The organism is Maritimibacter sp. DP1N21-5, from assembly GCF_019218295.1.
Classification (GTDB): Bacteria; Pseudomonadota; Alphaproteobacteria; order Rhodobacterales; family Rhodobacteraceae; genus Maritimibacter.
The window spans coordinates 1,603,724-1,630,201 of sequence record NZ_JAHUZF010000006.1 but is presented as its reverse complement, the minus strand read 5'-3'; the positions used below and the strand labels follow the sequence as shown (position 1 = coordinate 1,630,201).

The window sequence follows — 26,478 nt, the reverse complement described above, 5'->3', positions numbered from 1 at the left end:
AGACTTAGGAGCTGACAATGGCTAAAGAAGTCAAATTCAACACCGACGCGCGCAACAAGATGCTCAAGGGCGTCAACATCCTCGCCGACGCGGTGAAAGTGACCCTCGGCCCGAAAGGCCGCAACGTGGTCCTCGACAAATCCTTCGGCGCCCCGCGCATCACGAAGGACGGTGTCTCGGTCGCCAAGGAAATCGAACTGGAAGACAAGTTCGAAAACATGGGCGCCCAGATGGTCAAGGAAGTGGCCTCGCGCACCAATGACGAAGCCGGTGACGGCACCACCACCGCGACCGTTCTGGCTCAGGCCATCGTGACCGAGGGCATGAAAGCCGTCGCCGCCGGCATGAACCCGATGGACCTCAAGCGCGGCATCGACGTGGCCACCGCCAAGGTCGTGGAAGCGATCAAGTCGGCTGCCCGTGACGTGACGGATTCGGATGAAGTCGCTCAGGTCGGCACCATTTCGGCCAACGGCGAGGCCCAGATCGGCCGCTTCATCGCGGACGCGATGCAGAAAGTCGGCAACGAGGGTGTCATCACCGTCGAAGAAAACAAGGGCATGGAAACCGAAGTGGATGTCGTCGAAGGCATGCAGTTCGACCGTGGCTACCTGTCGCCCTACTTCGTGACCAACCCCGACAAGATGATCGCGGAACTCGACGATTGCCTCGTGCTGCTGCACGAGAAAAAGCTCTCGTCGCTCCAGCCGCTCGTGCCGCTCCTCGAGCAGGTGATCCAGTCGCAGAAACCGCTCCTCATCATTGCTGAAGACGTGGAAGGCGAAGCGCTTGCCACGCTCGTGGTGAACAAGCTGCGCGGCGGTCTGAAAATTGCTGCCGTCAAGGCTCCGGGCTTCGGCGATCGCCGCAAGGCCATGCTGCAGGACATCGCGATCCTGACCGGTGGTCAGGTGATCTCGGAAGATCTCGGCATGAAGCTCGAGAACGTGTCGATGGACATGCTCGGCACCGCGAAGACGATCAACATCTCGAAAGAGAACACCACGATCGTCGACGGCGCTGGCGACAAGGCCGAGATCGAAGCCCGCGTGGCCCAGATCCGCACCCAGATCGAAGAGACCACCTCGGACTACGACCGTGAGAAGCTGCAGGAGCGTGTTGCGAAACTCGCCGGCGGTGTGGCCGTGATCAAGGTCGGCGGCATGACCGAAGTCGAAGTGAAAGAGCGCAAGGACCGCGTGGACGATGCGCTGAACGCGACCCGCGCTGCGGTGCAGGAAGGCGTGATCGTGGGCGGCGGTGTCGCTCTCGTGCAAGCTGGCAAGACGCTCGAAGGCGTCACCGGTGCCAACAGCGACCAGAACGCCGGGATCGCCATCGTGCGCCGCGCGCTGGAAGCTCCGCTGCGTCAGATCGCCGAGAACGCCGGTGTGGACGGTGCGGTCGTGGCCGGCAAGGTCCGCGAATCCTCCGACCTGACCTTTGGCTTCAACGCGCAGACCGAAGAATATGGCGACATGTTCAAGTTCGGCGTCATCGACCCGGCCAAAGTCACCCGCACCGCGCTGGAAGACGCGGCCTCGATCGCCGGTCTGCTGATCACGACGGAAGCCATGGTCGCCGAGAAGCCGGAGCCGAAAGGTGCTGGCGGCGGTATGCCCGACATGGGCGGCATGGGCGGCATGATGTAAGACGCCGGTCCGCTTCGGCGGGTCAGCGGCTTGACCGGGGCGCGGTGCGCCATGCCCCGGACGGCCACCGAGAAAAGGGAAGGGTCGGGCGATTGCCCGGCCCTTTTCTTTCGTGCGGCGTGCCGTCGTCTTAAAACCATCGCATCGCTTCCCTATGTGAGGATCACGGACGAAGAAGGGACACATCATGGCACGTTTCGCATTTCTCACCGCACTTCTGATTGCGGCCATTCCATTGTCCACGCCGGTCATGGCGCAGGACCGCGGGTTCGAGATCGGGGGCGATCGCTTCGCGGCCGGGCGCAGCGTTTCCGTCTCCGACGAAGGGCTGGGCGATGTCTTTGCCGCGGGTGGGCGGGTGACGCTTGGCTCGGATATCAACGGCTCCGCCCATCTGGCCGGCCGCACGGTCGACCTGGACGGGCGCGTCGGCGGCAACGCCTATGCCGCGGGGATGACGGTCGAGGTCGACGGGTCGGTGACCGGCAACGGGACCTTCCTTGGAAACAATGTGGAGATCGGCGAATCGGTCAGCGGCAATCTGCGGGCCATGGGCGGCGATGTCGTGCTCGATGCGCCGGTCGCGGGTAGCGCGATCCTTGGCGGCGAAACGGTCGAGGTCGATGGCAGCATCGGCGGCGATCTTGCCATTTCTGCGGGAGAGGTGATCTGGGGCGAAGATGCACGGGTTGCAGGCACGGTGCGGGTCTATGCCGAGGATCCAGACGACATCGCCGTGCCGGAACGCGTGGCCCCGGCAAATCAGGTCGAATTCCGCAGCATCGACCGCTGGGAAGAGGAAGCCGGTGACGCGCCGGTCGAAGAGCGCTCGGTCCTGGCCCGGATCGGCGGGCTCTTGGGGGGCATTATCCTCACGACGCTGGTGGCCGGGATCTTCGCCGCCGTCGCGCCGCGCTTCACGCAAAGCCTTCGCGAAGGGGCGCTCGCGCAGCCGGGGCGGAGCCTCTGGCTCGGGGCACTGGGGCTTGCCGCAGCGATCGGCTCGACCGTGGTAGTGGCGATGACGGGGATCGGCCTTCTCCTGACACCTTTCACCATGGCGCTCGCCGTGCTGACCGGGATCGCGGGCTACGTGATCGGGGCCTTCCTGCTGGGAGTCTGGGCGGTGCAGGCCGCCGGGCAGGGGCTGCCTGACTCCACGGCGGACCGGATCATCGCGGCCTTCGTCGGCGCGACGCTCCTGACGATTGTCGGCCTCGTGCCTTTCGTCGGCTGGATCGCGGTCGTCGCAGTGCTGCTGATCGGTGTCGGGGCGCTGGTCATCCGCCTCTTCGCGCCAAGCTTCCGGCAGGCCGTATGACGGTGACGGCGAAGACCCGGTTCCTCGGCCAACGCTGGCCGGCCTTGGCGGTGCTGGCCTCGGTCCTTGCCGGGCCAGCGTGGTCGGACTGCGTGGTCCTGATCCACGGGTTGGCGCGCACGCCAAACTCCATGGTTGTCATGGAAGAAGCCCTTGAGGGCGCGGGATACGACGTGGTGAACGTCGACTACCCTTCGACCAAGGCGCCCATTGCGGAACTGGTCGAAGAGGCCGTGCCCGGTGCTGTCACTGCCTGTGGCGCGCAACGGGTAAGTTTCGTCACGCACAGCCTGGGCGGCATCCTCGTGCGCGCCTGGCTCGAAGACAACCGGCCCGAGGAAATGGGCCGGGTCGTGATGCTCGCCCCCCCCAACCAGGGGTCGGAGGTGGTGGACGCCTTTCGGGACCTCGCGCCCTATCAGTGGCTGATGGGGCCCGCGGGGCTTCAACTGGGGACCGAGCCGGGATCGACGCCCAACGCCTTGAGCCTGCCGGATTTCGAGCTTGGCGTGATCGCGGGGGACAGATCGCTGAACCCGGTGTTCTCCTCGATGTTGCCGGGGCCAGACGACGGCAAGGTCAGCGTTGAGTCCACGATGATCCAGGGCATGGATGACCATATCGTGCTGCCGGTCACCCATACCTTCCTGATGTCGAACCCCACGGTGATCGCCGAGGTGCTGCTGTTTCTGGAACAGGGCGCCTTCGATCATGACCTGACGCTGACGGGCGCGGTGGAAGAGATCGTCGAGGACATCGAAAGCGGTCAATGACGCGCTTCCCTCGGGCGGGGCAGAGGTCTATCGTCCGGCCATGATGCAAACGCTCCTTCTTGCCCTCGTCGCGGCACTGCCCTCCGCAGCTTTTGCGCGCGACCCGATCCTGTCCCTGCCGCTCGACTGCGCATTGGGAGAGGACTGTTTCGTCCTGAACTACATGGATGCTGACCCGGGGCCGGGGGCGGCGGATTTCACCTGTGGGCCGCAGAGCTATGACGGCCACAAGGGCACCGATTTCGCGCTGACATCCTTTGCCGCAATGGACGCCGGCGTGCGCGTGCATCCGGCCGCGCCGGGCGTTGTGACCGCCCTACGAGACGGCATGGAAGACACCGGCATGGACGGCACGCCCGAGGTGATCCTGCGCGCCCATGAATGCGGCAACGGTGTCGTGATAGACCACGGCGGCGGCTGGGAGACTCAGTATTGCCACCTGAAGAAGGGCAGCGTGCTGGTCCGGGAAGGCGAGCGCGTGACCAATTCGACGGTCCTGGGGCGGGTGGGCTTTTCCGGTATGACCCAGTTCCCGCATGTGCATCTGGCCGTGCGCGAAAACGGCCGCCCGGTGGACCCGTTCAACACCGACGGGATCACCAGTTGTGGCGAGGACGACGGGCCGGACGATGACCTCTGGGACAGGCCGCTCGCGCATGTGCCCGGCGGGATCGTGTCGGTGGGAATGGATATCGCGGTGCCCGCCTTCAAGGCGGTGAAGGACGGAAGCGCGGCGCATGACGCGCTACCCGCCATGGCCGACGCGCTGGTCGCCTGGGGACTTGCCCACGGTGGGCGGGCCGGCGACGAAATGCGCATCGTCATCACGCAGCCGGACGGGAGCGTCCTGATCGACGCGCCTCAGGAGGTCGAGCGCAAGCAGGCGCTCTACTTCCGGGCAGCCGGCAAGCGGCAGCCGGCGGGCGGCTGGCCCGTGGGTGTCTACCGTGTCGCGATCGAGGTATTGCGGGGAGGGGCGATCATCGACCGCGCGGAAACCAGCGTCGCGGTCGAGTAGGCGTCATTTCTCGGTGAGTTTGAGTTCGATGCGCCGGTTCGCGGCCAGTGCCTCGGGACTGTCGCCGGGCATGAGGGGCTGGAACTCGCCAAAGCCGGCGGCCACAAGCCGTTCGGGCGGAAAGCCCAGATCGTCCTGCATGAACCGCACGACGGAAAGCGCGCGCGCTTGACTGAGTTGCCAGTTGTCGTCCCAACGACCGCCGCGCACCGGCTGACTGTCGGTGTGGCCATCGACCCGGAGGATCCAGTCGATGCCCTCCGGGATATCCCCGGCCACGTCAAGCAGGATATTGGCCACGCCCGCGATCTGTTGTTGGCCCTCTTCCGACATCTCCGCAGCGCCCACGTCGAAAAGCACCTCGGAGGAAAACACGAAGCGGTCGCCTTCGATGCGCACGCCTTCTCGGTCACCCAGCACCTGCCGGAGCTTGCCGAAGAACTCGGAACGATAGGAGGCGAGGTCGAGGTTCTCGGCGGCCAGTCGCTCGGCCTCGGCAGCAAGCCGTTCGGCCTCGGCCTGTTCGAGCGCGGCGCGGCGGCGTTGTTCCGCTGCCACCTGGGCGAGGGCGGTGTTGAGCCGTGATCCGAGCGCTTCGATCTGGACCTGCGCGGCTTCGTCCTTCTGCTCGGATTCGTCGAGCACGTCCTGAAGGTTGCCAAGCTGGGTGCGCAGCGCCGCAACCTGTTCGTTGAGCAGCGCCACCTTGCGCTGCGCTTCGGCGCTGGCGGCCTCTTCGCCCGAAAGCGCTTCGTTCGCGGTGGTGAGAAGGGCCGCGCGGCGTTCGGCTTCGGTGAGGGCCGCGTCGCGGGCGGCTTCGAGATCCTCCTGCGAGGCGCGGGCGGCGGCGAGGAGAGTGAGGGTCTCTTCGGCGCGCTTGCGCTGTTCCTCGAGGGCGAGCGACATGGCGGTGATCTCGTCGTCGGCGTTCTCGAGCCGCGTGCGCAGGGCTTCGAGTGCGGCCGCATCGGCAAGCCGTGCAGCCTCGGCGTCGTCGATGGTTGCCTGCTGGTCGGAAATCCGGGCCTGAAGGTCCGTATTCTCGGCCTGCATCTCGGCGAGCATAGCTTCCACGGCCTCGCGCCGGGCAGCGGCGAGCCGGGCGGCTTCCGCCTCGCTGTCCACTTCCTCTCGGGCGCGGGCGAGGGCCAGTTGCAGGGCCTCTTTTTCGTCGATGAGCTGGGCGCGGGCGGCTTCGAGGTCTTCGATGTCGGCAGCAAGCTGGGTGCCTTGGGCAATCGCCTGATCCCGCTCGGCCAGAAGGGTTGCCACCTGATCCTCGAAACTCGCGATGCGCGCGGCCTGAGCTTCGGATTGGGCGGTCAGTTCGGCGATGCGCGCCACCTGGGCGTCGTTCTCGGCGCGCACCCCGGTGAGCGTCGCGGTCAGGCTGCCCACTTCTTCGCGCAGGTTCGCCGTCGTCTGCCGTTCGAGCCCCAGCGCATCGGCCAGATCAGCCACTTGCAGCGAGAGCGCGTCAAGCTCGGTCGCCTGCCCGGAGATCTGTTCGCGCAACACGAACTGCACGACCATGAAGATCGTCAGTACGAACATCAGGACCAGCAGCAGCGCCGTCATCGCGTCCACGAAGCCCGGCCAGATCGTGCCGGAGACGTTGCGGACGGAACGACGGGCGAGGGCCATTATTTCTGCCCTCCGAGTTGCCGGATCGTGCGGGTCAGCGCCGAGATGTCGGCGCGCAGTTCGGACATGGTTTCCTGCCGACCTGCGGCCATTTCCTCAAGGATGCGCAGAAGCTGCACGTCGATCGAACGCAGGCGCATGCGGGTTTCGGCGGTCGTCGCCTGATCCGCTTCGCCACCCTGCACCTCGATCAGCGCGGCAAGCCGTTCTGTGCCTTCCGCAATGCGGTTGAGCTGGGGCGCGGTATCGCGGGTTTCGGCGATATTGGTGGCGAGCCGTTCGACCGCGTCGACCATCTGCCAGAGCCGCGCGTCGGTGGTGGCGCGTCCCTGTTCGGAATGCTCGATGGCCTGACGCATCCCATCGATCTGTTCGGCCATATGCAGAAGGTATGCGGTGACGCCCGCCTCGCCCTGACTATCGTCACCGGGGGCAAAGCCGACGCGGGTGATGGTGGAGAGCCATTCCTCAAGCTCGCGGTAGAAGCGGTTCTGGCCGTGGGTCGCGAAAAGCTCCAATAGTCCGACGACCAGTGAACCGGCCAGACCGAGGAGCGACGAGGAGAAGGCCGTGCCCATGCCGCCAAGCTGTGCCTCGAGCCCGGTCATGAGCCGGTCGAAGACCTCGACGCCGGCCTCGCCTTCAGCCGGGGCGAGGGACCGAATGGTGTCCACGACCGCCGGGACGGTGGTGGCGAGGCCGAAGAAGGTCCCGAGAAGTCCGAGGAAGATCAAAAGGTTGGTAATATAGCGCGTGATGTCGCGTTCTTCGTCGATCCGCTGGGCGACGGAATCGAGGATCGAGCGGGTGGAGGACGCGCCGATCTGCATCCTCTCGCGCCGGTCACGCAGGAGCGCGGCCAGCGGCGCAAGCAGACGCGGCGGCGTCAGGTCGGTTTCCACCCCGCCCACGAAGCGCTTGATCCATCCCACCGAGTTGGCGATCTGGAAGACCTGCCACCAGCAGGCGACAAGCCCGATCACGAAGACGAAGCCGATGAAGGCATTGAGATAGATATTGGCCAGGAAGACCGGCAGCACCTTGGGCAGCGCGAAGAACACTCCCAGGGCGAAAAGGGCCATGACCACGAGCATCGTCATGATCTGGCGGAACGGGCGGGTAAATTTCGGTTCCGATCCGCGGTCCAACGCGCGATCCGGCCCGCGCTCCGTCTGCTCCATGCGCAGGGCTCCCTTGGGGCTTGTGTCGTTAGGGGGAGGATAGGGGGTAAGCCTTTGCCTCACAAGGGCAGAGAGTGTCCCGGACCAAGGTCCTGACCGGCCGTGAGGCGGCGCACTTCCCGGGCAAGCCAGGTCAGGTCGGGGTCCTCGATGCCGATCTCGGTCAGGTGGTCGGCGGTATTGAAGAGATAGTCGCTGTTCGGACCGCGCCCGCCTTTGGCGACGGCGATGATGCGCGCCTGTTCTTCGAGCGAAAGGTGGCAGTATTGCACGTGGTCGGGGTCGATGACGTAGACCACGGTCTCGACCTGTCGCCCGTCGGCGAGGGTGAGCGGCAGCCAGGTTTCGAGATAGGCCGAGGAGATGAGTTCACGTTCGCGCAGATAGGCGAGGGTGGCCTCGCGGTGGTGGGCGGCCACGCGAAAGGCGAGCCCGGCGCAGGAGGCGCCAGCTTCGGCATCGAGCGCGAGGACGAGCCCGGGATCCTCGACCGTGCCGCGATGGTGGATCGAGCGCATGCAGAAGGATCGGGCATATCCGTCGAGGGTGGCAAGCACGGTTTCTTCGTGGGTGAAACCCGGATTCCACAGGAGCGAGCCATAGCCGAATACCCAAAGATCGTCCGTCATGCTTTCCCTTCGTGAAGGCCGTGGTTAAGACGGGCGAAGCTAACAGAGAGGCCGTCATGCGCAACCCGATGTGGATTCCCAAGGCGATCATTGCCGTGATCGTGCTGGTCTTTGTGGGGTGGGGCGGCTTCTGGGTCGTGGCATCGATGGGGGCCGAACGTGCCTTTGCGGGCTGGTTTCAGGACCGCCGCGACGAAGGATGGACCGCGGAGTATGCGAGCCTCGACACGGCGGGCTTTCCCAACCGTCTTGATACGACGGTCACGGAACTGAACCTCTTCGACCCCGAGACGGGCGTGGGCTGGTCCGCGCCGGTCCTGCAGCTTCTGGCGCTTGTCTATCAGCCGACGCAGGTGATCGCGGTCCTTCCGGGCGAGCAGACCTATGTCACGCCGCGCGCCACGCATGACCTCACCTCGGACGATTTCCGGGCCTCGGCGGCGGTCAGGCCGGAGCTTTCCCTCCCGCTCTCGCGGGCGAATGTGGTGATGGAGGGGGGGCGGATAGCGTCTTCGCTGGGGTGGGAGACGCGGGCCGATCTTGCAAAGCTCTTCCTGCGCGAAACGCCGGAGGGCGTGGCGAACCAATATGACATCGTGCTGACCGTCGAAGGGTTCGAGCCGGATGCCGCCTTCCTTCAGCGCGCGCGCCGGTCGGGGGTGGTGGAAAATGTGATGGAGGGGCTCGAAATCCGCTCCACGATCACCTTCGATGCACCCTGGGACCGGGCCGCGATCGAGGTGCGCCGACCGCAACCGCGCGAGATCGACCTGACCGCCCTGGCCGCCTCCTGGGGTGAATTGGAGCTGTCCATGGAGGGCAGGCTGACGGTCGATGCGCAGGGGGTGCCTACCGGCAAGGTGCAGGTGAACGCCCGGAACTGGCGTGACATCATCGCGCTGGCCGAGGCGTCGGGGGCGCTGCCCCGCTCGATGGCGCAGGTGGTGGAACAGGCCGCGGGGCTGATCGCGCGGGCCTCGGGCGATCCCGAGACGCTCGACGTGGCGCTCGGCTTTGCCAATGGGATGGTCTCGCTCGGGCCGATCCCGCTGGGACCGGCTCCGGTTATCGCATTGCCTTAAAATCTGCGCGCAAGAGATTGACATAAAAGAAAAAGGACCGGCGAGATGCCGGTCCTTCTGTTCGCTTCTGTCGCGGTATCAGTCCGCCGTCAGGAGCGGCGGCTTCTTCTTCGATGTGATCTGCGGTTTGCCCGGCTCTTCGATGCGCAGGTCGATCTCGCCATCCTTGACGCCCACTTTCACGTGGCCGCCCTTGACCAACCGCCCGAAGAGAAGCTCTTCGGCCAGCGGCTTCTTGATGTGCTCCTGGATCACTCGGCCAAGCGGGCGGGCGCCCATCTTGTCGTCGTAGCCCTTGTCGCCCAGCCAGGCCGCGGCCTTCGGCGTGAGCTCGATGGAAACGTGGCGGTCCATGAGTTGCGCTTCGAGCTGCGTCACGAACTTCTCGACGATCTGCATGATCACCTCTTTGCCAAGTGGGGCGAAAGCGATCACGGCATCGAGACGGTTGCGGAACTCCGGCGTGAAGGTGCGCTCGATGGCGGCGGTATCCTCGCCCTCGCGACGCGCCCGACCGAAGCCGATGGCCTCTTTCGCCTGTTCGGTGGCGCCTGCGTTCGAGGTCATGATGAGCACCACGTTGCGGAAGTTCACCGTGCGACCGTTGTGGTCGGTGAGCTGGCCGTGGTCCATGACCTGAAGGAGGATGTTGTAGACATCCGGGTGCGCCTTTTCGATCTCGTCCAGCAGCAGCACGCAATGCGGATGCTGGTCGACACCATCGGTCAGGAGGCCGCCCTGATCGAAGCCGACATAGCCGGGCGGGGCACCGATGAGGCGCGAGACCGCGTGTTTCTCCATGTATTCCGACATGTCGAAGCGCAGCAGTTCCACGCCCAGCGTATCGGCCAGTTGCCGCGCCACTTCGGTCTTCCCGACGCCGGTCGGCCCGGCGAAGAGGTAGTTGCCGATCGGCTTTTCCGGGTCCCGCAGACCGGCCCGCGAGAGCTTGATCGCCGAGGACAGCGCGTCGATGGCGTTGTCCTGCCCGAAGACCACGCGCTTCAGTGCCCCTTCGAGGTCGCGCAGCACCTCCTGATCGTCCTTGGATACCGACTTCGGCGGGATGCGGGCGATCTTGGCGATGATTTCCTCGATCTCCTTGGCCCCGATCGACTTGCGGCGCTTGGACGCGGCGACGAGGTGCTGGGCCGCGCCCGCCTCGTCGATCACGTCGATGGCCTTGTCGGGAAGCTTCCGGTCGTTGATGTAACGGCTGGACAGCTCCACCGCGGTCTTGATCGCGTCGTTGGTGTATTTGATGTGGTGGTGATCCTCGAAGTAGGGCTTGAGGCCCTTGAGGATCTTGATCGTGTCTTCCACCGTGGGTTCGTTCACGTCGATCTTCTGGAAGCGACGCGACAGCGCGCGGTCCTTTTCGAAGTGCTGGCGGAATTCCTTGTAGGTGGTCGAGCCCATGCAACGGAGCTTGCCGCCCTGAAGCGCGGGCTTCAGGAGGTTCGAGGCATCCATTGCGCCGCCCGACGTCGCACCGGCACCGATGACGGTGTGGATTTCGTCGATGAAGAGCACCGCGTCGGGGTGGTTTTCGAGCTCGGTCACGACCGCCTTCAGCCGTTCCTCGAAGTCGCCGCGATATCGCGTGCCGGCCAGGAGCGCGCCCATATCGAGTGAAAAGATGGTGGTTTCGGACAGAACCTCCGGCGTTTCACCTGCCTCGATCTTCATGGCGAGACCTTCGGCGATGGCGGTCTTGCCCACGCCGGGGTCACCCACGAGGAGCGGGTTGTTCTTGCGCCGGCGGCACAGGACCTGAATGCAGCGTTCGACCTCCTGGTCGCGCCCGATGAGCGGGTCGATGTCGCCCGCCCGTGCCTTTGCGTTGAGATCGACGCAATACTTGCCCAAGGCCGAGTCCTTTGCTTCCTCGTCCGCACCCTCGTTGGTGGCCTCTTCGAAGTCCGGGGTGCCGGAGACAGGGCGAGTTTCGCCGTAGGACGGGTCTTTGGCCACGCCATGGGCGATGTAGTTGACCGCGTCGTAACGGGTCATGTCCTGCTCCTGCAGGAAGTAGGCGGCATTGGATTCACGCTCGGCGAAGATGGCGACAAGGACGTTGGCCCCGGTCACTTCGGTTCGCCCCGAGCTTTGCACATGGATCGCGGCGCGCTGGATGACGCGCTGGAAGGCGGCAGTGGGGACGGCTTCGGAGCCTTCGATATTGGTTTCGAAGGCAGACAGCTCGTCGTCGATATACTTGAGGAGCGTCTGGCGCAGCTCCTCCAGATCCACGCTGCACGCCTTCATCACACGGGCCGCGTCGGGCTCGTCGATCAGGGCGAGGAGCAGGTGCTCCAGCGTGGCAAGCTCATGTTGGCGTTCGTTGGCATGAGCGAGCGCGGCATGGATGGCCTGTTCTAGCGTGTTGGAAAAACTGGGCAAGTGGTTCACTCCTCGTTTCCGGGGTCGGGAGGACGATTGGGGCCCGTCCTCTTCGACCGTGGCCTCATATGATTAAGGATCGGTGTTCCCGGCCAATCTTCAAGTGTTTTCTGGCGAGAAAACGCTCACAGCCGGGTGATCGTTGCAGGCGGGCCTAGAAATTGTCCTTGGCCCGTCGGATAGCGGCGAAAACCTCGGCATCGGAGTCATTTTCCTGTCCGATGGCTTCCTTCATCTGTGGTAGATACGCACGAAGGAAGGGATTGGTTGCCTTTTCAAGCGAAAGTGTCGACGGCACCGTGAATTCGCCGCGTTCGCGCATCGCCGTCGTCGCCTCGGCCCGGGCAATCAGGTCCGGGTTCTGGGGCTCGACCGACAGGGCGAACCTGGCGTTCGACGCGGTATATTCGTGACCGGAACAGATCAGCGTCTCGTCGGGCAGGGCGGCGAGGGTCGTCAGCGTCTCCCACATCTGCTCCGGCGTGCCCTCGAACAGCCGCCCGCAGCCGAGCGCCATGAGGCTGTCGCCGGTGAATGCGGCACCCGCGTCGGGCATGTAGTAGGCAACGTGTCCGATGGTGTGGCCGTCGGCGGCGAGGACCTGGACGTCGTGGTTCGAGAAGTTCACGATCTCGTCCGGCGCGACGGCAAGGTCGAGATCGGGCAGGCGGTGTTTGTCGTGGCCCGCGCCGATGACCCGCGCATCGTGGACGGCAAGCAACTCCGGCACGCCCTCGATATGGTCGCCGTGGTGGTGGGTCAGAAAGATGTCCGTGAGCCGCCAGCCGCGTGCGTCGAGGCCCGCGAGGATCGGCGCGGCTTCGGGTGCATCGAAAAGCGCGGTTTCGCCCGTGTCCTCGTCGTGGACGAGAAAGGCGTAGTTGTCGGCGCGGCAGGGGATGGTAACGAGGGTCAGTGTCATTTCGGGTCCAATATGGGTGTCGCACCCGCGCGGCTCAAGAGGCAAAAGCGCCCCCGAATTGGGCACTGGTCACGGGCCGGTGTTTCGCTAACGTGGGGCCATGCATCTGGACGTTCAGGACCTTCGCAATTTCTATTACCGTTCGGCCCTGGGCCGCGCCGCGCAGCGCCATGTGCGGGACGAGCTTCTGCGGCTCTGGCCGGAGAACGTGAAAGGGCAGACCGTCGTGGGCTTCGGCTTCTCGGTGCCTCTGCTCCGTCCCTTCCTGGCAGATGCGCGGCGGGTCATCGGGCTCATGCCCGGACCGCAGGGGGTGATGCCCTGGCCTGCGGGGATGCCCAATGTCTCGGTCCTGTGCGAAGAGGTGCTCTGGCCCATCGACACGGGGATCGTGGACAAGCTCGTCGTCATGCACGGGCTCGAGACCTCTCAGAACGCGGATGCGCTCTTGCAGGAGTGTTACCGGGTGCTTGGCCCCGGGGGGAAGGCGATGTTCATCGTGCCCAACCGCGGAGGGCTCTGGTCGCGGTCCGACAAGACGCCCTTCGGCTACGGGCGGCCCTATACCGCCGGACAGCTCGAAACCCTGCTGAAGGCGCATGGCTTCGCCGTGGAACGCCACACGGGCGCGCTCTATCAGCCACCCACGCATCGCCGGTTCTGGCTCAAGTCCGGCCAGATGTGGGAGCGGGTCGGCAAGGGCGTGCCTTCGATCGTCGGTGGCGTGATCATGGTGGAAGTCTCGAAACAGGTGCGCGCCCAACACAAGGGCGGTCTCGGCGCGGCGGTGAAGAAGCCGCTGTCAGTGCTGGAAGGTCTGGGCGCGGCGGAGCCGAAGCCACAGGGTTAGGTCGCACGGGGATTCGCCGTGGGAGGCCGTAGCCCGTCGCCCGCGCGCGCGAAAAGGGGTGCGAGACTGCGGTGGGCCGGGTCCGGAATGTGCCAATAATTCAGTTTTTGCTAACCGTTCAGACTTCCGGCCCGATGTGAGCGCAAAACCTGCCGTTCATAGTTGCAGGGTTCACATTTGCCTGCTAGACCCCCGCTGAATTTCAGATGGCGCTCATTCGCGCGGCATCGCAAGGCCGCCCCGGACTGCCCCACAGGCAGCCCAACCAAGGGGCTAAAGCATCGGAAGGGTGGACGTGTCGGAACCGGCTTCGATTACTTCTGGGATTGCCCAGCGTTACGCCTCGGCGGTTTTTGAACTGGCCAAGGAAGAGAAGAAACTCGCGGCGGTCGAAAGCGACCTCGACGCTCTTGAAGCCGCACTCGCCGACAGCGCCGATTTCAAGTCCCTGATCTCCTCGCCCGTCTATACGCGCGACGAACAGGCATCGGCGCTTTCGGCTCTGGCCACGAAAATGAAACTGTCCTCGCAGATGGCGGGCGTGCTGGGTGTGATGTCGCAAAAGCGCCGTCTGTTCATCCTGCCCGCGCTGCTGACGGCGCTCCGCGCCCGCATCGCCGAGGACAAAGGCGAAGTGGTGGCGGATGTCACCTCGGCCAAGGCGCTGACCAAGGCGCAGTCCGACAAACTCGCCAAGGCGCTCAAGGAGAGCGTCGGCAAGGACGTCAAGATCAACGCGACCGTCGATGAAAGCCTCATCGGTGGTCTTATCGTCAAGGTGGGTTCGAAAATGATCGATAGCTCGATCCGCTCGCGCCTCAACGCACTTCAGAATTCCATGAAAGAGGTCGGGTAAGAATGGGTATCCAAGCAGCCGAAATCTCTGCGATCCTCAAGGAGCAGATCAAGAACTTTGGCCAAGAGGCTCAAGTTGCAGAAGTGGGCCGCGTGCTCTCCGTCGGTGACGGGATCGCGCGGGTTTATGGCCTCGACAACGTGCAGGCCGGTGAGATGGTCGAATTCCCCGGTGGCATCCGGGGTATGGCGCTGAACCTCGAAGCCGACAACGTCGGTGTGGTTATCTTCGGCTCCGACCGCGACATCAAAGAAGGCGATACCGTCAAGCGCACGAACTCGATCGTGGACGTTCCGGTGGGCGACGGGCTTCTGGGCCGGGTCGTGGACGGCCTTGGCAACCCGATCGACGGCAAGGGCCCGATCAAATCCTCGACCCGTTCGGTCGCGGACGTGAAGGCGCCGGGCATCATCCCGCGCAAATCGGTGCACGAACCCATGGCGACCGGCCTCAAGGCCATCGACGCCATGATCCCGATCGGCCGTGGCCAGCGCGAGCTGATCATCGGCGACCGCCAGACCGGCAAGACCGCCGTGGCGCTCGACACCATCCTGAACCAGAAGAGCTACAACGAAGCCGCTGGCGACGACGAGTCCAAGAAACTCTATTGCATCTACGTCGCCGTGGGTCAGAAGCGCTCGACCGTTGCCCAACTCGTCAAGAAGCTCGAGGAAACCGGCGCCATCGAATACTCGATCGTCGTCGCCGCGACCGCGTCGGACCCGGCTCCGATGCAGTATCTCGCCCCCTATACCGCGACCGCGATGGGCGAATACTTCCGCGACAATGGCCGTCACGGCCTGATGATCTACGATGACCTCTCGAAACAGGCCGTCGCCTACCGCCAGATGTCGCTGCTTCTGCGCCGTCCGCCGGGGCGTGAAGCCTATCCGGGCGACGTGTTCTACCTGCACTCCCGCCTGCTCGAGCGTTCGGCGAAGCTGAACGAAGACTTCGGTGCCGGCTCGCTCACCGCGCTGCCGATCATCGAAACCCAGGGCGGCGACGTGTCGGCGTTCATCCCGACCAACGTGATCTCGATCACCGACGGCCAGATCTTCCTCGAGACGGAACTGTTCTACCAGGGCATCCGCCCGGCCGTGAACACCGGTCTGTCGGTGTCGCGCGTGGGGTCCTCTGCCCAGACCAAGGCGATGTCCTCGGTCGCGGGTCCAGTGAAACTGTCGCTCGCCCAGTACCGCGAGATGGCCGCCTTCGCCCAGTTCGGCTCCGACCTCGACGCGGCCACCCAGCAGCTCCTGAACCGGGGTGCGCGCCTGACCGAGCTCATGAAGCAGCCGCAGTACTCGCCGCTGACCAACGCGGAAATCGTCTGCGTGATCTTCGCGGGCACGAACGGCTTCCTCGACAAGGTTCCGGTGAAAGCCGTCGGCACCTTTGAAACGGGTCTCCTGAACCACCTGCGCACGAAGCATGCCGACCTGCTGGCCGACATCACCAACAACGACCGCAAAGTGAAGGACGAGCTGGCCGACAAGATCAAGGCCGCCATTTCCGAGTTTGCAAACGGCTTCACGGCCTAATCGTTGGTGATCACCGGAGGAGGCAGTCATGCCAAGTCTTAAGGACCTGAAAAACAGGATCGAAAGCGTCAAGTCGACGCGGAAGATCACCAAGGCCATGCAGATGGTGGCCGCCGCGAAATTGCGGCGGGCACAGGAAGCGGCCGAGGCGTCGCGCCCCTACACGGAACGGTTCAACGCCGTTCTGGGCGGGCTCGCCAAGGCAGCCGCCGGTTCCGAGGCCGCGCCCGTGCTTCTGCGCGGGACGGGTTCGGACGAGGTGCATCTGCTCGTCGTGATGACCGCCGAGCGGGGCCTCTGCGGGGGCTTCAACTCGACGATCGTGAAACTCGCTCGGACCCACATCGAAAAGCTCAAGTCCGCTGGCAAGACCGTGAAGATCCTCACGGTCGGCAAGAAGGGCCGCGAGCAGCTTCGTCGCGACTACGCATCGCTCTTCATCGGGCATGTGGATCTGTCGGAAGTGAAGAACGTGTCCTATACGAATGCGCAATCCATCGCGGCGGACGTCCTGAACCGCTTCGACGCGGGCGAGTTCGACGTGGCGACGATCTTCTTCAACCGCTTCGAGAACGTGGTGACGCAAGTCCCGACCGCGCAACAGATCATCCCAGCCAAGTTCGACGATGTGGCCACGGAAAGCGCTGGTGCAGATCTCGTCTATGACTACGAACCGTCGGAAGAGGGTGTGCTCGCCACGCTGCTGCCGTCGGGCGTGGCCACGGCGATCTTCTCGGCACTGCTCGAGAACGGCGCGTCGGAGCAGGGCGCGCGCATGTCCGCGATGGACAACGCGACCCGAAACGCGGGCGACATGATCGACCGGCTGACCATCGAATACAACCGTTCGCGTCAGGCTGTCATCACCAACGAGCTGATCGAAATCATTTCGGGCGCTGAGGCGCTCTAAGAGAACCGGAGAAACGAAACATGGCGAAAGCACCGACGAAAGCTGCCGCGAAGGGCAAGGTGACGCAGGTCATCGGCGCCGTCGTGGACGTGCAGTTCGAAGATCACCTGCCGGCGATCTTGAACGCGCTCGAAACCGACAACAACGGCAACCGCCTCGTGCTCGAAGTGTCGCAGCACCTGGGCGAGAACACCGTGCGCACCATCGCGATGGACGCGACCGAGGGCCTCGTGCGCGGTCAGGTCGTGACCGACATGGGCGCGCCGATCTCGGTGCCCGTGGGCAACGCGACGCTGGGCCGTATCCTCAACGTCATCGGCGAGCCGGTGGACGAAAAGGGCCCGGTCAATGCGACCGAGCGCCGCGCGATCCACCAGCCCGCACCCGAGTTCGACGAGCAGGCCACCGGGACCGAGATCCTCGTGACCGGCATCAAGGTCATCGACCTTCTCGCGCCCTACTCGAAGGGTGGTAAGATCGGCCTCTTCGGCGGTGCCGGCGTGGGCAAGACCGTTCTCATCATGGAACTGATCAACAACATCGCCAAGGTGCACTCGGGCTACTCCGTGTTCGCCGGTGTGGGTGAGCGGACCCGTGAAGGCAACGATCTTTATCACGAGATGATCGAATCCAACGTCATCAAGCCCGACAACCTCGAAGAATCGCAGGTGGCGCTTGTCTATGGCCAGATGAACGAGCCTCCGGGGGCCCGTGCCCGCGTCGCGCTCACCGGCCTGACGCTGGCCGAGCAGTTCCGTGACCAGTCGGGCACCGACGTTCTGTTCTTCGTCGACAACATCTTCCGCTTTACGCAGGCAGGTTCGGAAGTGTCGGCACTTCTGGGTCGTATCCCGTCCGCCGTGGGCTACCAGCCGACGCTGGCCACCGACATGGGCGCGATGCAGGAACGCATCACCTCGACCAAAGCTGGCTCGATCACCTCGATCCAGGCCGTTTACGTGCCCGCGGACGACCTTACCGACCCGGCGCCCGCAACCACCTTTGCCCACCTCGACGCCACGACCAACCTCAGCCGCGCGATTTCGGAACTCGGGATCTACCCGGCCGTGGACCCGCTCGACTCGACCTCGCGTCTCATGGACCCGCAGATCATCGGCGAAGAGCACTACCAGGTGGCGCGTGACGTCCAGGGTATCCTCCAGCGCTACAAGTCGCTGCAGGACATCATCGCCATCCTCGGGATGGACGAACTGTCGGAAGAGGACAAGCTGACCGTGGCCCGGGCCCGCAAGATCCAGCGCTTCCTGTCGCAGCCCTTCGACGTGGCCAAGGTGTTCACCGGTTCGGACGGCGTTCAGGTGCCGCTCGAGGAAACCATCGCCTCGTTCAAGGCGGTTGTGGCCGGCGAATACGACCACCTGCCCGAAGGCGCCTTCTACATGGTGGGCGGCATCGAGGAAGTGAAAGCCAAAGCCGAGCGTATGGCTGCGGAAGCTGCGTAATCAGTCTACCCCCGGTTTCGACCGGGGGCGGCTCCACCAAGGAGACAAACCATGGCTGACATGATGCAATTCGACCTCGTCTCGCCCGAGCGCCGTCTGGCCTCGGTCGAAGCGACGGCGGTCCAGATCCCGGGCACCGATGGCGACTTCACCGCGATGGCGAACCACGCGCCGGTGATCGCGACCTTGCGGCCCGGTATCGTGACGGTGCAGGGCGCCGGTGCCGACGAGAAATTCGTCGTGACCGGGGGCTTTGCCGAAGTGACGCCCTCCGGCACCACGGTGCTGGCCGAACGCGCGCTGCCCGCAGGTGAAGTGACGCAAGAGGTGATCGACGAATTCGTTGCCTCCGCTGTTGCCGCCCGCGACAACGCGACGCCCGAGATGCTCGACGAGCTCACCAAGCAGGTGGGCGACATCGCCCTCGTGGCAAGCGAACTGGGCCTTCAGGCGCGCCAGTAAGCGACCGCTGCAAAGCTATGAAACCCCGTGCGGCAACGCGCGGGGTTTTTCGTTTCTGGGCATCCTCAGTGGTCAGCAGCGGCGAAGGCCAAGGCGCCAATTTCCCGCAAGAGCTTGCGGCGCATCGCCTCGCCATAATCCTGATAGTCGCGCGCGATTTCGACAAAGGCCGCGTCGCCACGGATCACGTTTTCGCGGTAATAACCGGCGAGATCGGGGTTCTCGTCTTCGATGACCAAGGCGTTCACCGTCACGCCGGTAAGGTCATGGGCGTCATAGGCGCTTTCGGGAGGGAAGCCGTCGTTATTGTCGCCGTCGGACGAAATGTCGATGACCGCGCGTGCGCAGATCTCGGGGGCCCGGGTGAGCGTGATGAGCCCGTACCCCAGTGCATAGCCCAGCGAGGTCGGGAAATCGTCGGCGCGGCGGCGCATGTCACGAAGGGTCGACGCCGCCTTAGCCACGGTTGCGGCGGTATCGACCCAGGTCCAGGGGATCTGTTCGTATTGGTGTCGCGCGCCGGACCATTCGTAGACGGACAGCCAGATGCCGCCAGTCCCCTCGATCGCGGCCACCACGTCGGGATCGGTCAGGGCGCGCGCGAGGCCCTCCTGTTGAAGGTCGTATTCCGCCGGGTCGATGGAGGCCGACACGTCGAGCGCGAGGACAAGCGCGAGCGAACAGGCTTGGGTGCTGGCGGGAAACGCGGCCAGCGCGGTGGCCAGCGCAAACGTGCGCGGGCGGCGGTGTCTCCTGTTCGGCACGGGGCAGTGTCCTTTCGCGTGGGGCGAGCCTAGCACGTGGCGGGGGCGTTCCCCAAAGGCAACTTGCGCGGTTTTCCTTGCCATATGGGACAGGCGCGGACATGGATTGCGCGTCATTGTCCGGTCCCGTCCCATGAACAAGAAACCTGCCGTCTGGTTCATCCTCGCCACGATCCTGATCGACGCCATCGGCATCGGGCTGATTTTCCCGTTGATGCCGGATCTCATGGACCGGGTGGGGGCGGGCGGCGCGGCCAACGGGGCGGTCTGGGGCGGGGTACTCATGGCGGCCTATGCGGCGATGCAGTTCCTGTTCTCGCCCATCATGGGTGCGCTGTCGGATGCCTTCGGTCGAAAGCCCGTCCTGCTCTTCGCGCTCTTTGCGCTTGCGCTCGACTATGTGCTGATGGCACTGGCCGGCACCTTGTGGCTCCTCGTCATCGGGCGTGTCATCGCGGGGATCGCGGGGGCCACACACATAACCGCCACCGCCTATCTCGCGGATATCTCCGCGCCCGAGGACCGGGCGGCCAACTTCGGGTTGATCGGCGCGACGTTCGGGATCGGGTTCGTGCTGGGGCCGGCGCTTGGCGGACTTCTGGCCGGCATCTCTGTGACCGCGCCCTTCTGGGTGGCGGCCGCTCTCGCCGGGCTCAACGTGGTTTTCGGCCTTTTCGTCCTGCCCGAGAGCCTCGCCCCCGAAAAGCGCCGGCCCTTCACCCCGACCGATGCCAACCCTTTCGCCACGATCACCAAGATCGGGCGGCTTCCTGGGGTCGCCCGGCCGCTGGCGGTGCTCTTCGTCTTCGAGTTCGCCAACATGGTCTATCCCACGCTCTGGGCCTTCTGGGGGCGGGCGATGTTCGACTGGTCGGCCACGATGATCGGGGCCTCTCTCGCGGCCTATGGGGTGGGCGTGGCCCTGACGCAAACGCTGGTCCTGCCGCGCCTCCTGCGGTGGCTGGGTGACTACCGCGTGCTCATGGTGGCGCTCGTCACGGGCGTGTTGGGCGCGATCGGGTTCGGGCTGGCGGGCGCCGCCTGGATGGTTGCTCCGATCCTCGTGGTGGCTTGCCTCTCCGACATGACGCCGCCCGTGGCGACGGGGCTCATGGCCAACCTGACGACCGAGGACCGGCAGGGCGCGCTTCAGGGCGTGATCGCGTCGCTCGGGTCGCTGGCGGCGGTCACGGCGCCAATCATCATGACGCCGCTCTTTCGCGCCTTCGCCCAGCCGGAGGCGGCGGTCTTCCTGCCCGGCGCGCCGTTCCTCTTTGCGGCGCTCCTCATGGCCGGGACACTCCCAATCGCGGCATCGCTCCGACCGCGGCATCCGGCGGGACCTACCGCCAGCCCGCAGGCCTAGGGATCGGGTTGCACTGGGCTCCGCCTTTGGGCAAGTTGGGCCGCGCGAGACAGGAACAGGAAGCAGGACCGCTCATGTGGCGCATAAGGACCCACCGGATGGGCATAGACCGGGGCTCGCAGGTCCTTTTCTCTGACTTCGTGACGGACGGTGCCATGTGGACCGGCGAGGGCGAGCGGGAAATCCGCATGCTCGTCCCGTTTTCCGAGGTTTTCGTGAAGCCGCCCGCCGTGATGGTCGGCATGTCCATGTGGGACATCGACGCCGAAACCAATTCGCGCATCGACATATCCTCCGACAACGTCACCACGAAGGATTTCGAGATCGTGTTCCATACCTGGGGCGATACGCGGGTCGCCCGGATAAGGGCCGACTGGATCGCCTTCGGCGAAGTTCCGGACGAAGACGACTGGGAGGTCGTCTGAGCGCAACATATCCGATTTGGCCAGAGACGAGACCGCCTTATCCACTTTCCTTCCGGGCCGGCAACAGGCAGTTTGGGCCCATGACTCACGCTGCTGCCACAGCCCATCATCTGGACGCGCTTGACGAGCTGATCGCCTGCCCGAACTGCGACGCGTTGCTTCGGGACCGCGACGTGGCTTGGGGCGAAATCGGCTCCTGCCCGCGCTGCGGCAATGTTCTGGAACTGCCGCGCAGGCGTGCGATGACGCGGCTTCTCATGCTCTCCGTCGCGGCGCAGATTCTCTTGATCGCGGCGGTTAGCTTTCCCTTCATCGAGGTGGGCGTCGTCGGCATGTCGCGTTCGGCGACGCTGGTCGATACGATCGCGGCCTATGCCGGGGGGCTCAACGAGCCGCTGGTCATCGGGCTGGCCGCGCTCATCATCGTGATTCCGACGGTCCGCTTCCTCGCGCTGATCTATGTGCTCGGGCCCATGGCCATCGGCGAGGCGCCCGCCCGATATGCGGTTCCCGCCATGCGCATCGCCGAGATGGCCCGGCCCTGGGCCATGGCAGAGGTCTTCATCGTCGGGGTCGCCGTCGCGCTGGTCAAGATCGCGGGTCTCGCCGCGGTGACGGTGGGCCCGGCCTTCTGGGCCCTCATCGCGCTGGTCATCGTGACGATCTTCAAGGATCTGTTCATGAGCCGGCTGACGCTCTGGAAGACCATCGAGGCGCGCGGCGCAGGAGCAGGGGCGGCATGAGCGGGCTGGCCGACAGCACAGGGATCGTCTCCGCCGCCGATGCCGGCCTTGCGGGGTGCCGCCGGTGCGGGCGCGTGCGTCCCCTGGGCACGAGGCGCTGCGACCGCTGCGGCGCAAGGATCGCCGCGCCGGATCGGGCGAGCCTTCAGAACGTCTGGGCCTGGCTCATCGCAGGGCTCGTCTTCTACGTGCCGGCCAACGTCTTTCCCATGCTCATCACCACGAATTTCGGACGCACGTCGGACAGCACCATCCTTGGCGGCGTGGTCGAGCTTGCCACCCATGGCGACGCCTTCATCGCCTTCGTCGTCTTCTTCGCCTCGGTGATCATACCGCTCGCCAAATTCGGGGCCATCGCCGTGCTCTGCGCCTCGGTCGGTCGGGACGTGCGCCTCTCGGCCCATCGGCGGCAACAGGTCTTCGAGGTCGTGGAGTTCGTGGGCCGCTGGTCCATGGTGGACGTCTTCGTCGTTGCTCTTCTGGCCGCGCTCGTGCAGTTCGACATGACGGCCTCCATCAAACCCGGAATCGCCGCTGTGAGTTTTGCCTTGTCCGTGATCTTTACCATGATTGCCGCCCTCAGTTTTGACAACCGTCTGCTCTGGATCGACGCCGAACAGGACGAAGATGCCGCCGGTCGGGAGGCACGCGCATGAGCGACAACGGCGCCTCCGACATGACCGTCAGCCCCCGCAAGCGCACGAAGTGGCGCAACCTGTCCCTGATCTGGGCGGTGCCGCTCATCGCGCTCGGGGTCACGCTCTTCGTCGCAGTCCAGACCTGGAGCGAGCGCGGGTCGCTCATCCAGATCCGCTTGACCAACGCGCAGGGCATCGTGCCGGATGAAAGCACGCTGCGCTACCGCGACGTGGTGGTGGGGGTTGTCGAACGCGTCACGTTCACCGAGGACCTCTCCTCGATCCTCGTCAACGTGCGGGTGGACCGCTCCATCGCCGACAGTCTGCCGCCCGATGCCCAGTTCTGGGTGGTGAGGCCGCAAATCTCGGCCGCCGGGGTGCAGGGGCTCAACACGGTCCTCTCCGGCGTCTACCTCGAAGTCTCATTCACGCCGCAAGAAGGGGCCGCGCACAAGAGCTTCGTGGGCCTTGACGATGCGCCGCTGATCTCGCCGGGCGAAGAGGGGCTTCGGATTGTTCTCAGGGCCTCGGACGCGAGCGACATCACCGCCGGCGCGCCGATTTCCTATCGCGGGATCGAGGTCGGGCGGATCGAAACGCCGCGCCTGGTCGAGGGATCGACCGGGGTCGTGGTGGATGCCTTCATCGAGCAGCCTTACGACAAGCTCCTCACCACGGCGACGCGGTTCTGGGTCACATCAGGGATTTCGGTGGGACTGGGGCCGGGCGGGGTCGACCTGTCGATCGGATCCGTCGCGAACCTCGTGCGCGGCGGGCTTGCCTTCGACACCGTCTTCTCGGGCGGGATCGAAGTGGCCGATGGGGCGAGTTTCGATCTTTTCGAGGATGAACAGGTGGCGCGGTCGTCGGTCTTTGCCGACACCATGGACAACGGCGTCGCCTTCTCGGTCGAGTTCGACGAGAACGTCACCGGCCTCATCCCCGGCTCGCAGGTCATGTACCGGGGCGTGCGTGTGGGGACGGTCGACACGATCACCGCCTATGTGGTCGAACAGCCCGGTGCACCGGAAGTGCGGCTGCGCGCGACGCTCCTGATCGCACCCAACCGCATGGGGCTCGATACCGACGCGGACGAAGCGGCGGTCTACGACTTCTTCCAGCGTGCCGTCGCGGGCGGGCTGCGCGCCCAGCTTGGCTGGCAAAGCCTCTTCTCCCAGCAGTTGATCGTCGACCTCGTGCAGGACGACGAGGGCGCGGAGGCCGTGCTTGAATACAACCTCGACACGCCCCCGACGATCCCGACCATCGCTTCGGATCTGCCGGACTTCGGCGCGACCGCCGAGGGGCTGCTGGCCCGGGTCGACAACCTTCCGGTCGAGGAGTTGATCGAACAGGTGATCGCGACGCTGGCCGCGGTCGAGACCTTCACGGCGGACGGAGACCTGCGCGACGCGCCCGGTGAATTCGTCGCACTCATGCAGGAAGCGCGCGGGATCGTGGGGAGCGAAGGCGCGCAGGCCCTGCCGGAGGCTCTGAACGATGCCGTGGTCGAACTGACCGCCGTGACCGAACAGCTTCGCTCGGCTGACGCCGTGTCGAAGGTGCTCTCCGCCCTGCAGGAAATCGAAGTGGCGGCCGGGGCCGTGACAACCTTCGGGAACGGCATGACCGATGCTTCGGACCAGCTGACCCAGCTTCTGGTGGATTTCCAGGCGCTCACGCAGAAGGCTACCGCGCTGCCCATCGAGGAGTTCCTCGCCTCGGCGGAAGGGTTCATCAAGGACGCCGACGAGCTCATATCGTCGCCGGGGATGCAGGCGGTGCCGGAATCGCTCTCGGTCGCCCTCGACGAAGCACGCGCGGCCATCTCCGACATCCGGGAGGGCGACCTGATCGACAACGCCAATGCCGCCATGGCCAGCGCGAGCGATGCCGCCGCCGCGGTGGAAGAGGCCGCCGGACGCCTGCCGAGCCTTGCCGAGCGGATCGAACGCGTGGTGGCCGAAGCCGAGCGCGTCGTGGCCTCCTATTCCGGCAACAGCGAGTTCAACCGCGAAACGGTCGCGAGCCTGCGCGAAGTGCGCGCGGCGGCCGAGGCCCTGTCAAAGCTCGCCCGAGCGATCGAACGTAACCCCAACTCCCTGCTGTTTGGACGGTGACATGACCCGAATTCTTCCCTTCGCCCTTCTGCTTCTGGCTGCCTGTGGCGGGACCGACGCGCGGTTCCTCGTGGACCCGTCGCCTGCCGCCGCCGAAAGCCGGATCGGGATCGGTGTCGGCACCCTAGAAGTGCGCGACGTGTCCCTTCCGGCCTATGCCGAGGAGAGCGAAATCCTTGTCGAAGACAGCACCGGCGCGCTCGCTCCGATCAAGAACGCGGTCTGGGCCGACGATCCGGTGCGCGCGATGACCATGGCGCTCGCCGACACGATGGACCGGCAGTCGAGCGCGACCGTCGCCGCCGAACCCTGGCCGCTGGAGACCGAAGCCCAGGCGGCGGTCCATGTGCGGGTGAGCGAGATGGCGGCGCGGGCGGACGGGATGTTCCACCTGACCGGGCAATTCGCGATCTCGTCCTACGACCGCGTCGTGCGTGAGCGGATCGAACGGTTCGACATCACCGTGCCGCTCGCGGATACGACGCCCGGCGCCGTGGCGCGAGCGACCAGCGCGGCAACAGGGCAGCTTGCCGGTCAGATCATGAAGAGCCTGAGCCGGTAGAGACCCACGGAGGTCGCGCGCCCCGAGACCCGATCAGTTGTAGAGTGTCTCGTAGAGCGGCTGCAGCGTCGCGTGCTCGAAGAGCGAGGACACGCTGGTTCCGCCCCAGATGTTCAGGATCGCCTGCGCGAACATCGGTGCCGTGGGCACGATGCGGATGTTCTTGGCCCCGGCCACGGCATCCGTCGGCGCGATGGAATCGGTGATGACGAGGGACTTGAGCTGGCTCGCCGTGACGCGTTCGACCGCCGGGCCGGACATGACGCCGTGGGTGATATAGGCGTGGACCTCCTCCGCGCCGTTTTCCATCAGCACGTCGGCTGCTTTGCAGAGCGTGCCGGCCGTATCGCAGATGTCGTCCACGATGATGCAGCGCTTGCCGGACACGTCGCCGATCACGGTCATCTCGGCAACTTCGCCCGCCTTTTCGCGGCGTTTGTCCACGATGGCGAGCGGGGCGTTGATCCGCTTGGCAAGCTCTCGCGCGCGGGCCACGCCGCCGACGTCGGGCGAAATCACCATCACGTCGCTCAGGTGGTCCTTGAAGTGATGCGCCACGTCGAGCGCGAAGATCGGCGACGCATAAAGGTTGTCGACAGGGATGTCGAAAAAGCCCTGGATCTGCGCGGCGTGCAGGTCCATGGTCAGAACCCGCTCGATGCCCGACTGGGCGATCATGTTGGCCACGAGCTTGGCCGAGATCGGCGTGCGGGCCTTGGTGCGGCGGTCCTGGCGGGCATAGCCGAAATAGGGGATGACGGCGGTGATGCGACCGGCCGACGACCGGCGCAGCGTGTCGGCGATGATCAGGAGTTCCATGAGGTTGTCATTGGCAGGACTCGAGGTCGACTGGATGATGAACATATCCTCGCCGCGCACGTTTTCATGCGCTTCGACAAAGACTTCGCCGTCGTTGAACCGTTCGACGCGGGCATCGACGAGCTTCACGGTCGAGCCGCGATGTATCGACATGCGGCGCGCGACGGCCTCGGCGAGTTGCAGGTTGGCGTTGCCCGAGATGAGTTTCGGTTCAGAGATGTTCGGCATGGCAGGGGTCCCCGTCTGTCCATGTAACGGAATCGCGAAAGCGTGGTTGGCGACCCCTTAGCATTCGGCTTGCGCCAAGGCCACAGAAAGGCGGTGGTTTTCG

Annotated in this window: 24 protein-coding genes; 17 read left to right on the top strand and 7 right to left on the bottom strand. The window is 65.2% G+C overall.

Translation table 11 applies throughout. The features are described 5' to 3' along the window. Window positions 1-17: 17 nt before the first annotated feature. The 4 genes from groL to KJP29_RS15660 all read left to right on the top strand — a co-directional run bounded on the left by groL (window position 18) and on the right by KJP29_RS15660 (window position 4,764). Window positions 18-1,652, top strand: a complete 1,635-nt coding sequence (gene groL, locus KJP29_RS15675) for a chaperonin GroEL (RefSeq protein WP_218464460.1) — start codon at window positions 18-20, stop codon at window positions 1,650-1,652. A 187-nt stretch (window positions 1,653-1,839) separates the two neighbouring features. Continuing rightward, the gene (locus tag KJP29_RS15670) at window positions 1,840-2,973 is read left to right on the top strand and encodes a hypothetical protein (RefSeq protein ID WP_218464459.1); all 1,134 of its coding nucleotides are present in this window, start codon (window positions 1,840-1,842) and stop codon (window positions 2,971-2,973) included. Next, entirely contained in the window at window positions 2,970-3,746 is a 777-nt protein-coding gene (locus KJP29_RS15665; RefSeq protein WP_255553633.1) for an alpha/beta fold hydrolase, read from the top strand. The genes KJP29_RS15670 and KJP29_RS15665 overlap by 4 nt, the downstream gene beginning before the upstream one ends. 40 nt (window positions 3,747-3,786) lie before the next feature. After that, window positions 3,787-4,764 (top strand): M23 family metallopeptidase, encoded by a 978-nt coding sequence (locus KJP29_RS15660; RefSeq protein WP_218464458.1) that lies wholly within the window; start codon window positions 3,787-3,789, stop codon window positions 4,762-4,764. Between the two features lie 3 nt (window positions 4,765-4,767). Here KJP29_RS15660 and KJP29_RS15655 read toward each other — a convergent pair whose 3' ends face one another. Genes KJP29_RS15655 through KJP29_RS15645 form a run of 3 tightly spaced genes read right to left on the bottom strand, consistent with a single transcriptional unit; the run spans window position 4,768 to window position 8,218 of the window. Continuing rightward, window positions 4,768-6,408: a peptidoglycan -binding protein gene (locus tag KJP29_RS15655; RefSeq protein ID WP_218464457.1), complete on the bottom strand. Its 1,641-nt coding sequence runs from the start codon at window positions 6,406-6,408 to the stop codon at window positions 4,768-4,770. Then, on the bottom strand, window positions 6,408-7,589 hold the full coding sequence (locus KJP29_RS15650) for a biopolymer transporter ExbB (protein WP_218464456.1): 1,182 nt from the start codon (window positions 7,587-7,589) through the stop codon (window positions 6,408-6,410). Before KJP29_RS15650 ends, KJP29_RS15655 begins: the two co-directional genes overlap by 1 nt. 59 nt (window positions 7,590-7,648) lie before the next feature. Then, complete coding sequence (locus tag KJP29_RS15645) at window positions 7,649-8,218, bottom strand: gamma-glutamylcyclotransferase (protein ID WP_218464455.1); 570 nt, start codon at window positions 8,216-8,218, stop codon at window positions 7,649-7,651. 56 nt (window positions 8,219-8,274) lie between these two features. Here KJP29_RS15645 and KJP29_RS15640 point away from each other — a divergent pair, with 56 nt between their 5' ends. Beyond that, entirely contained in the window at window positions 8,275-9,300 is a 1,026-nt protein-coding gene (locus tag KJP29_RS15640; protein WP_218464454.1) for a DUF2125 domain-containing protein, read from the top strand. A gap of 78 nt (window positions 9,301-9,378) precedes the next feature. Here KJP29_RS15640 and clpA read toward each other — a convergent pair whose 3' ends face one another. Both clpA and gloB read right to left on the bottom strand, forming a co-directional pair. Next, the gene (gene clpA, locus KJP29_RS15635; protein WP_218464453.1) at window positions 9,379-11,703 is read right to left on the bottom strand and encodes an ATP-dependent Clp protease ATP-binding subunit ClpA; all 2,325 of its coding nucleotides are present in this window, start codon (window positions 11,701-11,703) and stop codon (window positions 9,379-9,381) included. A 154-nt stretch (window positions 11,704-11,857) separates the two neighbouring features. After that, window positions 11,858-12,625, bottom strand: coding sequence for a hydroxyacylglutathione hydrolase (gloB, locus tag KJP29_RS15630; protein WP_218464452.1), 768 nt, complete (start codon window positions 12,623-12,625; stop codon window positions 11,858-11,860). Between the two features lie 100 nt (window positions 12,626-12,725). Between gloB and KJP29_RS15625 the strand changes: the two genes are divergently transcribed. The 6 genes from KJP29_RS15625 (at window position 12,726) to KJP29_RS15600 (ending at window position 18,710) form a co-directional block, all read left to right on the top strand. Continuing rightward, window positions 12,726-13,475 carry a methyltransferase domain-containing protein gene (locus tag KJP29_RS15625; protein WP_218464451.1) on the top strand — a complete coding sequence of 250 codons (750 nt, stop codon included), beginning with the start codon at window positions 12,726-12,728 and terminating at the stop codon, window positions 13,473-13,475. A gap of 295 nt (window positions 13,476-13,770) precedes the next feature. Continuing rightward, window positions 13,771-14,331, top strand: coding sequence for a F0F1 ATP synthase subunit delta (locus KJP29_RS15620; RefSeq protein WP_218464450.1), 561 nt, complete (start codon window positions 13,771-13,773; stop codon window positions 14,329-14,331). Between the two features lie 2 nt (window positions 14,332-14,333). After that, window positions 14,334-15,875, top strand: coding sequence for a F0F1 ATP synthase subunit alpha (gene atpA / locus KJP29_RS15615; RefSeq protein WP_218464449.1), 1,542 nt, complete (start codon window positions 14,334-14,336; stop codon window positions 15,873-15,875). 28 nt (window positions 15,876-15,903) lie between these two features. Then, a complete protein-coding gene (locus tag KJP29_RS15610) occupies window positions 15,904-16,785 on the top strand; it encodes a F0F1 ATP synthase subunit gamma (RefSeq protein ID WP_218464448.1) in 882 nt (293 codons plus the stop codon). Between the two features lie 20 nt (window positions 16,786-16,805). After that, window positions 16,806-18,248 carry a F0F1 ATP synthase subunit beta gene (gene atpD / locus KJP29_RS15605; protein ID WP_218464447.1) on the top strand — a complete coding sequence of 481 codons (1,443 nt, stop codon included), beginning with the start codon at window positions 16,806-16,808 and terminating at the stop codon, window positions 18,246-18,248. 51 nt (window positions 18,249-18,299) lie between these two features. After that, a complete protein-coding gene (locus tag KJP29_RS15600) occupies window positions 18,300-18,710 on the top strand; it encodes a F0F1 ATP synthase subunit epsilon (RefSeq protein ID WP_218464446.1) in 411 nt (136 codons plus the stop codon). A gap of 65 nt (window positions 18,711-18,775) precedes the next feature. On the opposite strand, the gene KJP29_RS15595 is transcribed toward KJP29_RS15600, so the two are convergent. Continuing rightward, window positions 18,776-19,474, bottom strand: coding sequence for a DUF1194 domain-containing protein (locus KJP29_RS15595; protein ID WP_370630880.1), 699 nt, complete (start codon window positions 19,472-19,474; stop codon window positions 18,776-18,778). A gap of 133 nt (window positions 19,475-19,607) precedes the next feature. Between KJP29_RS15595 and KJP29_RS15590 the strand changes: the two genes are divergently transcribed. The 6 genes from KJP29_RS15590 to KJP29_RS15565 all read left to right on the top strand — a co-directional run bounded on the left by KJP29_RS15590 (window position 19,608) and on the right by KJP29_RS15565 (window position 25,328). Continuing rightward, complete coding sequence (locus tag KJP29_RS15590; RefSeq protein WP_218464445.1) at window positions 19,608-20,840, top strand: TCR/Tet family MFS transporter; 1,233 nt, start codon at window positions 19,608-19,610, stop codon at window positions 20,838-20,840. A gap of 74 nt (window positions 20,841-20,914) precedes the next feature. Beyond that, complete coding sequence (locus KJP29_RS15585; RefSeq protein ID WP_218464444.1) at window positions 20,915-21,265, top strand: H-type lectin domain-containing protein; 351 nt, start codon at window positions 20,915-20,917, stop codon at window positions 21,263-21,265. A gap of 80 nt (window positions 21,266-21,345) precedes the next feature. After that, window positions 21,346-22,008: a paraquat-inducible protein A gene (locus KJP29_RS15580; RefSeq protein ID WP_218464443.1), complete on the top strand. Its 663-nt coding sequence runs from the start codon at window positions 21,346-21,348 to the stop codon at window positions 22,006-22,008. Continuing rightward, window positions 22,005-22,664, top strand: coding sequence for a paraquat-inducible protein A (locus tag KJP29_RS15575; RefSeq protein WP_218464442.1), 660 nt, complete (start codon window positions 22,005-22,007; stop codon window positions 22,662-22,664). Before KJP29_RS15580 ends, KJP29_RS15575 begins: the two co-directional genes overlap by 4 nt. Further along, a complete protein-coding gene (locus tag KJP29_RS15570) occupies window positions 22,661-24,766 on the top strand; it encodes an intermembrane transport protein PqiB (RefSeq protein WP_218464441.1) in 2,106 nt (701 codons plus the stop codon). The genes KJP29_RS15575 and KJP29_RS15570 overlap by 4 nt, the downstream gene beginning before the upstream one ends. A gap of 1 nt (window position 24,767) precedes the next feature. Then, window positions 24,768-25,328 carry a membrane integrity-associated transporter subunit PqiC gene (locus tag KJP29_RS15565; protein WP_218464440.1) on the top strand — a complete coding sequence of 187 codons (561 nt, stop codon included), beginning with the start codon at window positions 24,768-24,770 and terminating at the stop codon, window positions 25,326-25,328. Between the two features lie 33 nt (window positions 25,329-25,361). Here KJP29_RS15565 and KJP29_RS15560 read toward each other — a convergent pair whose 3' ends face one another. Continuing rightward, window positions 25,362-26,375, bottom strand: coding sequence for a ribose-phosphate pyrophosphokinase (locus KJP29_RS15560; RefSeq protein ID WP_218464439.1), 1,014 nt, complete (start codon window positions 26,373-26,375; stop codon window positions 25,362-25,364). Window positions 26,376-26,478 lie beyond the last annotated feature (103 nt).

Excerpts from the sequence above, each read along its gene's own strand:
- groL (WP_218464460.1), top strand. The coding sequence starts at position 18 with ATGGCTAAAGAAGTCAAATTCAACACCGACGCGCGCAACAAGATGCTC.
- KJP29_RS15670 (WP_218464459.1), top strand. The coding sequence starts at position 1,840 with ATGGCACGTTTCGCATTTCTCACCGCACTTCTGATTGCGGCCATTCCA.
- KJP29_RS15665 (WP_255553633.1), top strand. The coding sequence starts at position 2,970 with ATGACGGTGACGGCGAAGACCCGGTTCCTCGGCCAACGCTGGCCGGCC.
- KJP29_RS15660 (WP_218464458.1), top strand. The coding sequence starts at position 3,787 with ATGATGCAAACGCTCCTTCTTGCCCTCGTCGCGGCACTGCCCTCCGCA.
- KJP29_RS15655 (WP_218464457.1), bottom strand. The coding sequence starts at position 6,408 with ATGGCCCTCGCCCGTCGTTCCGTCCGCAACGTCTCCGGCACGATCTGG.
- KJP29_RS15650 (WP_218464456.1), bottom strand. The coding sequence starts at position 7,589 with ATGGAGCAGACGGAGCGCGGGCCGGATCGCGCGTTGGACCGCGGATCG.
- KJP29_RS15645 (WP_218464455.1), bottom strand. The coding sequence starts at position 8,218 with ATGACGGACGATCTTTGGGTATTCGGCTATGGCTCGCTCCTGTGGAAT.
- KJP29_RS15640 (WP_218464454.1), top strand. The coding sequence starts at position 8,275 with ATGCGCAACCCGATGTGGATTCCCAAGGCGATCATTGCCGTGATCGTG.
- gloB (WP_218464452.1), bottom strand. The coding sequence starts at position 12,625 with ATGACACTGACCCTCGTTACCATCCCCTGCCGCGCCGACAACTACGCC.
- KJP29_RS15625 (WP_218464451.1), top strand. The coding sequence starts at position 12,726 with ATGCATCTGGACGTTCAGGACCTTCGCAATTTCTATTACCGTTCGGCC.
- atpA (WP_218464449.1), top strand. The coding sequence starts at position 14,334 with ATGGGTATCCAAGCAGCCGAAATCTCTGCGATCCTCAAGGAGCAGATC.
- KJP29_RS15610 (WP_218464448.1), top strand. The coding sequence starts at position 15,904 with ATGCCAAGTCTTAAGGACCTGAAAAACAGGATCGAAAGCGTCAAGTCG.
- atpD (WP_218464447.1), top strand. The coding sequence starts at position 16,806 with ATGGCGAAAGCACCGACGAAAGCTGCCGCGAAGGGCAAGGTGACGCAG.
- KJP29_RS15600 (WP_218464446.1), top strand. The coding sequence starts at position 18,300 with ATGGCTGACATGATGCAATTCGACCTCGTCTCGCCCGAGCGCCGTCTG.
- KJP29_RS15590 (WP_218464445.1), top strand. The coding sequence starts at position 19,608 with ATGAACAAGAAACCTGCCGTCTGGTTCATCCTCGCCACGATCCTGATC.
- KJP29_RS15585 (WP_218464444.1), top strand. The coding sequence starts at position 20,915 with ATGTGGCGCATAAGGACCCACCGGATGGGCATAGACCGGGGCTCGCAG.
- KJP29_RS15580 (WP_218464443.1), top strand. The coding sequence starts at position 21,346 with ATGACTCACGCTGCTGCCACAGCCCATCATCTGGACGCGCTTGACGAG.
- KJP29_RS15575 (WP_218464442.1), top strand. The coding sequence starts at position 22,005 with ATGAGCGGGCTGGCCGACAGCACAGGGATCGTCTCCGCCGCCGATGCC.
- KJP29_RS15570 (WP_218464441.1), top strand. The coding sequence starts at position 22,661 with ATGAGCGACAACGGCGCCTCCGACATGACCGTCAGCCCCCGCAAGCGC.
- KJP29_RS15565 (WP_218464440.1), top strand. The coding sequence starts at position 24,768 with ATGACCCGAATTCTTCCCTTCGCCCTTCTGCTTCTGGCTGCCTGTGGC.
- KJP29_RS15560 (WP_218464439.1), bottom strand. The coding sequence starts at position 26,375 with ATGCCGAACATCTCTGAACCGAAACTCATCTCGGGCAACGCCAACCTG.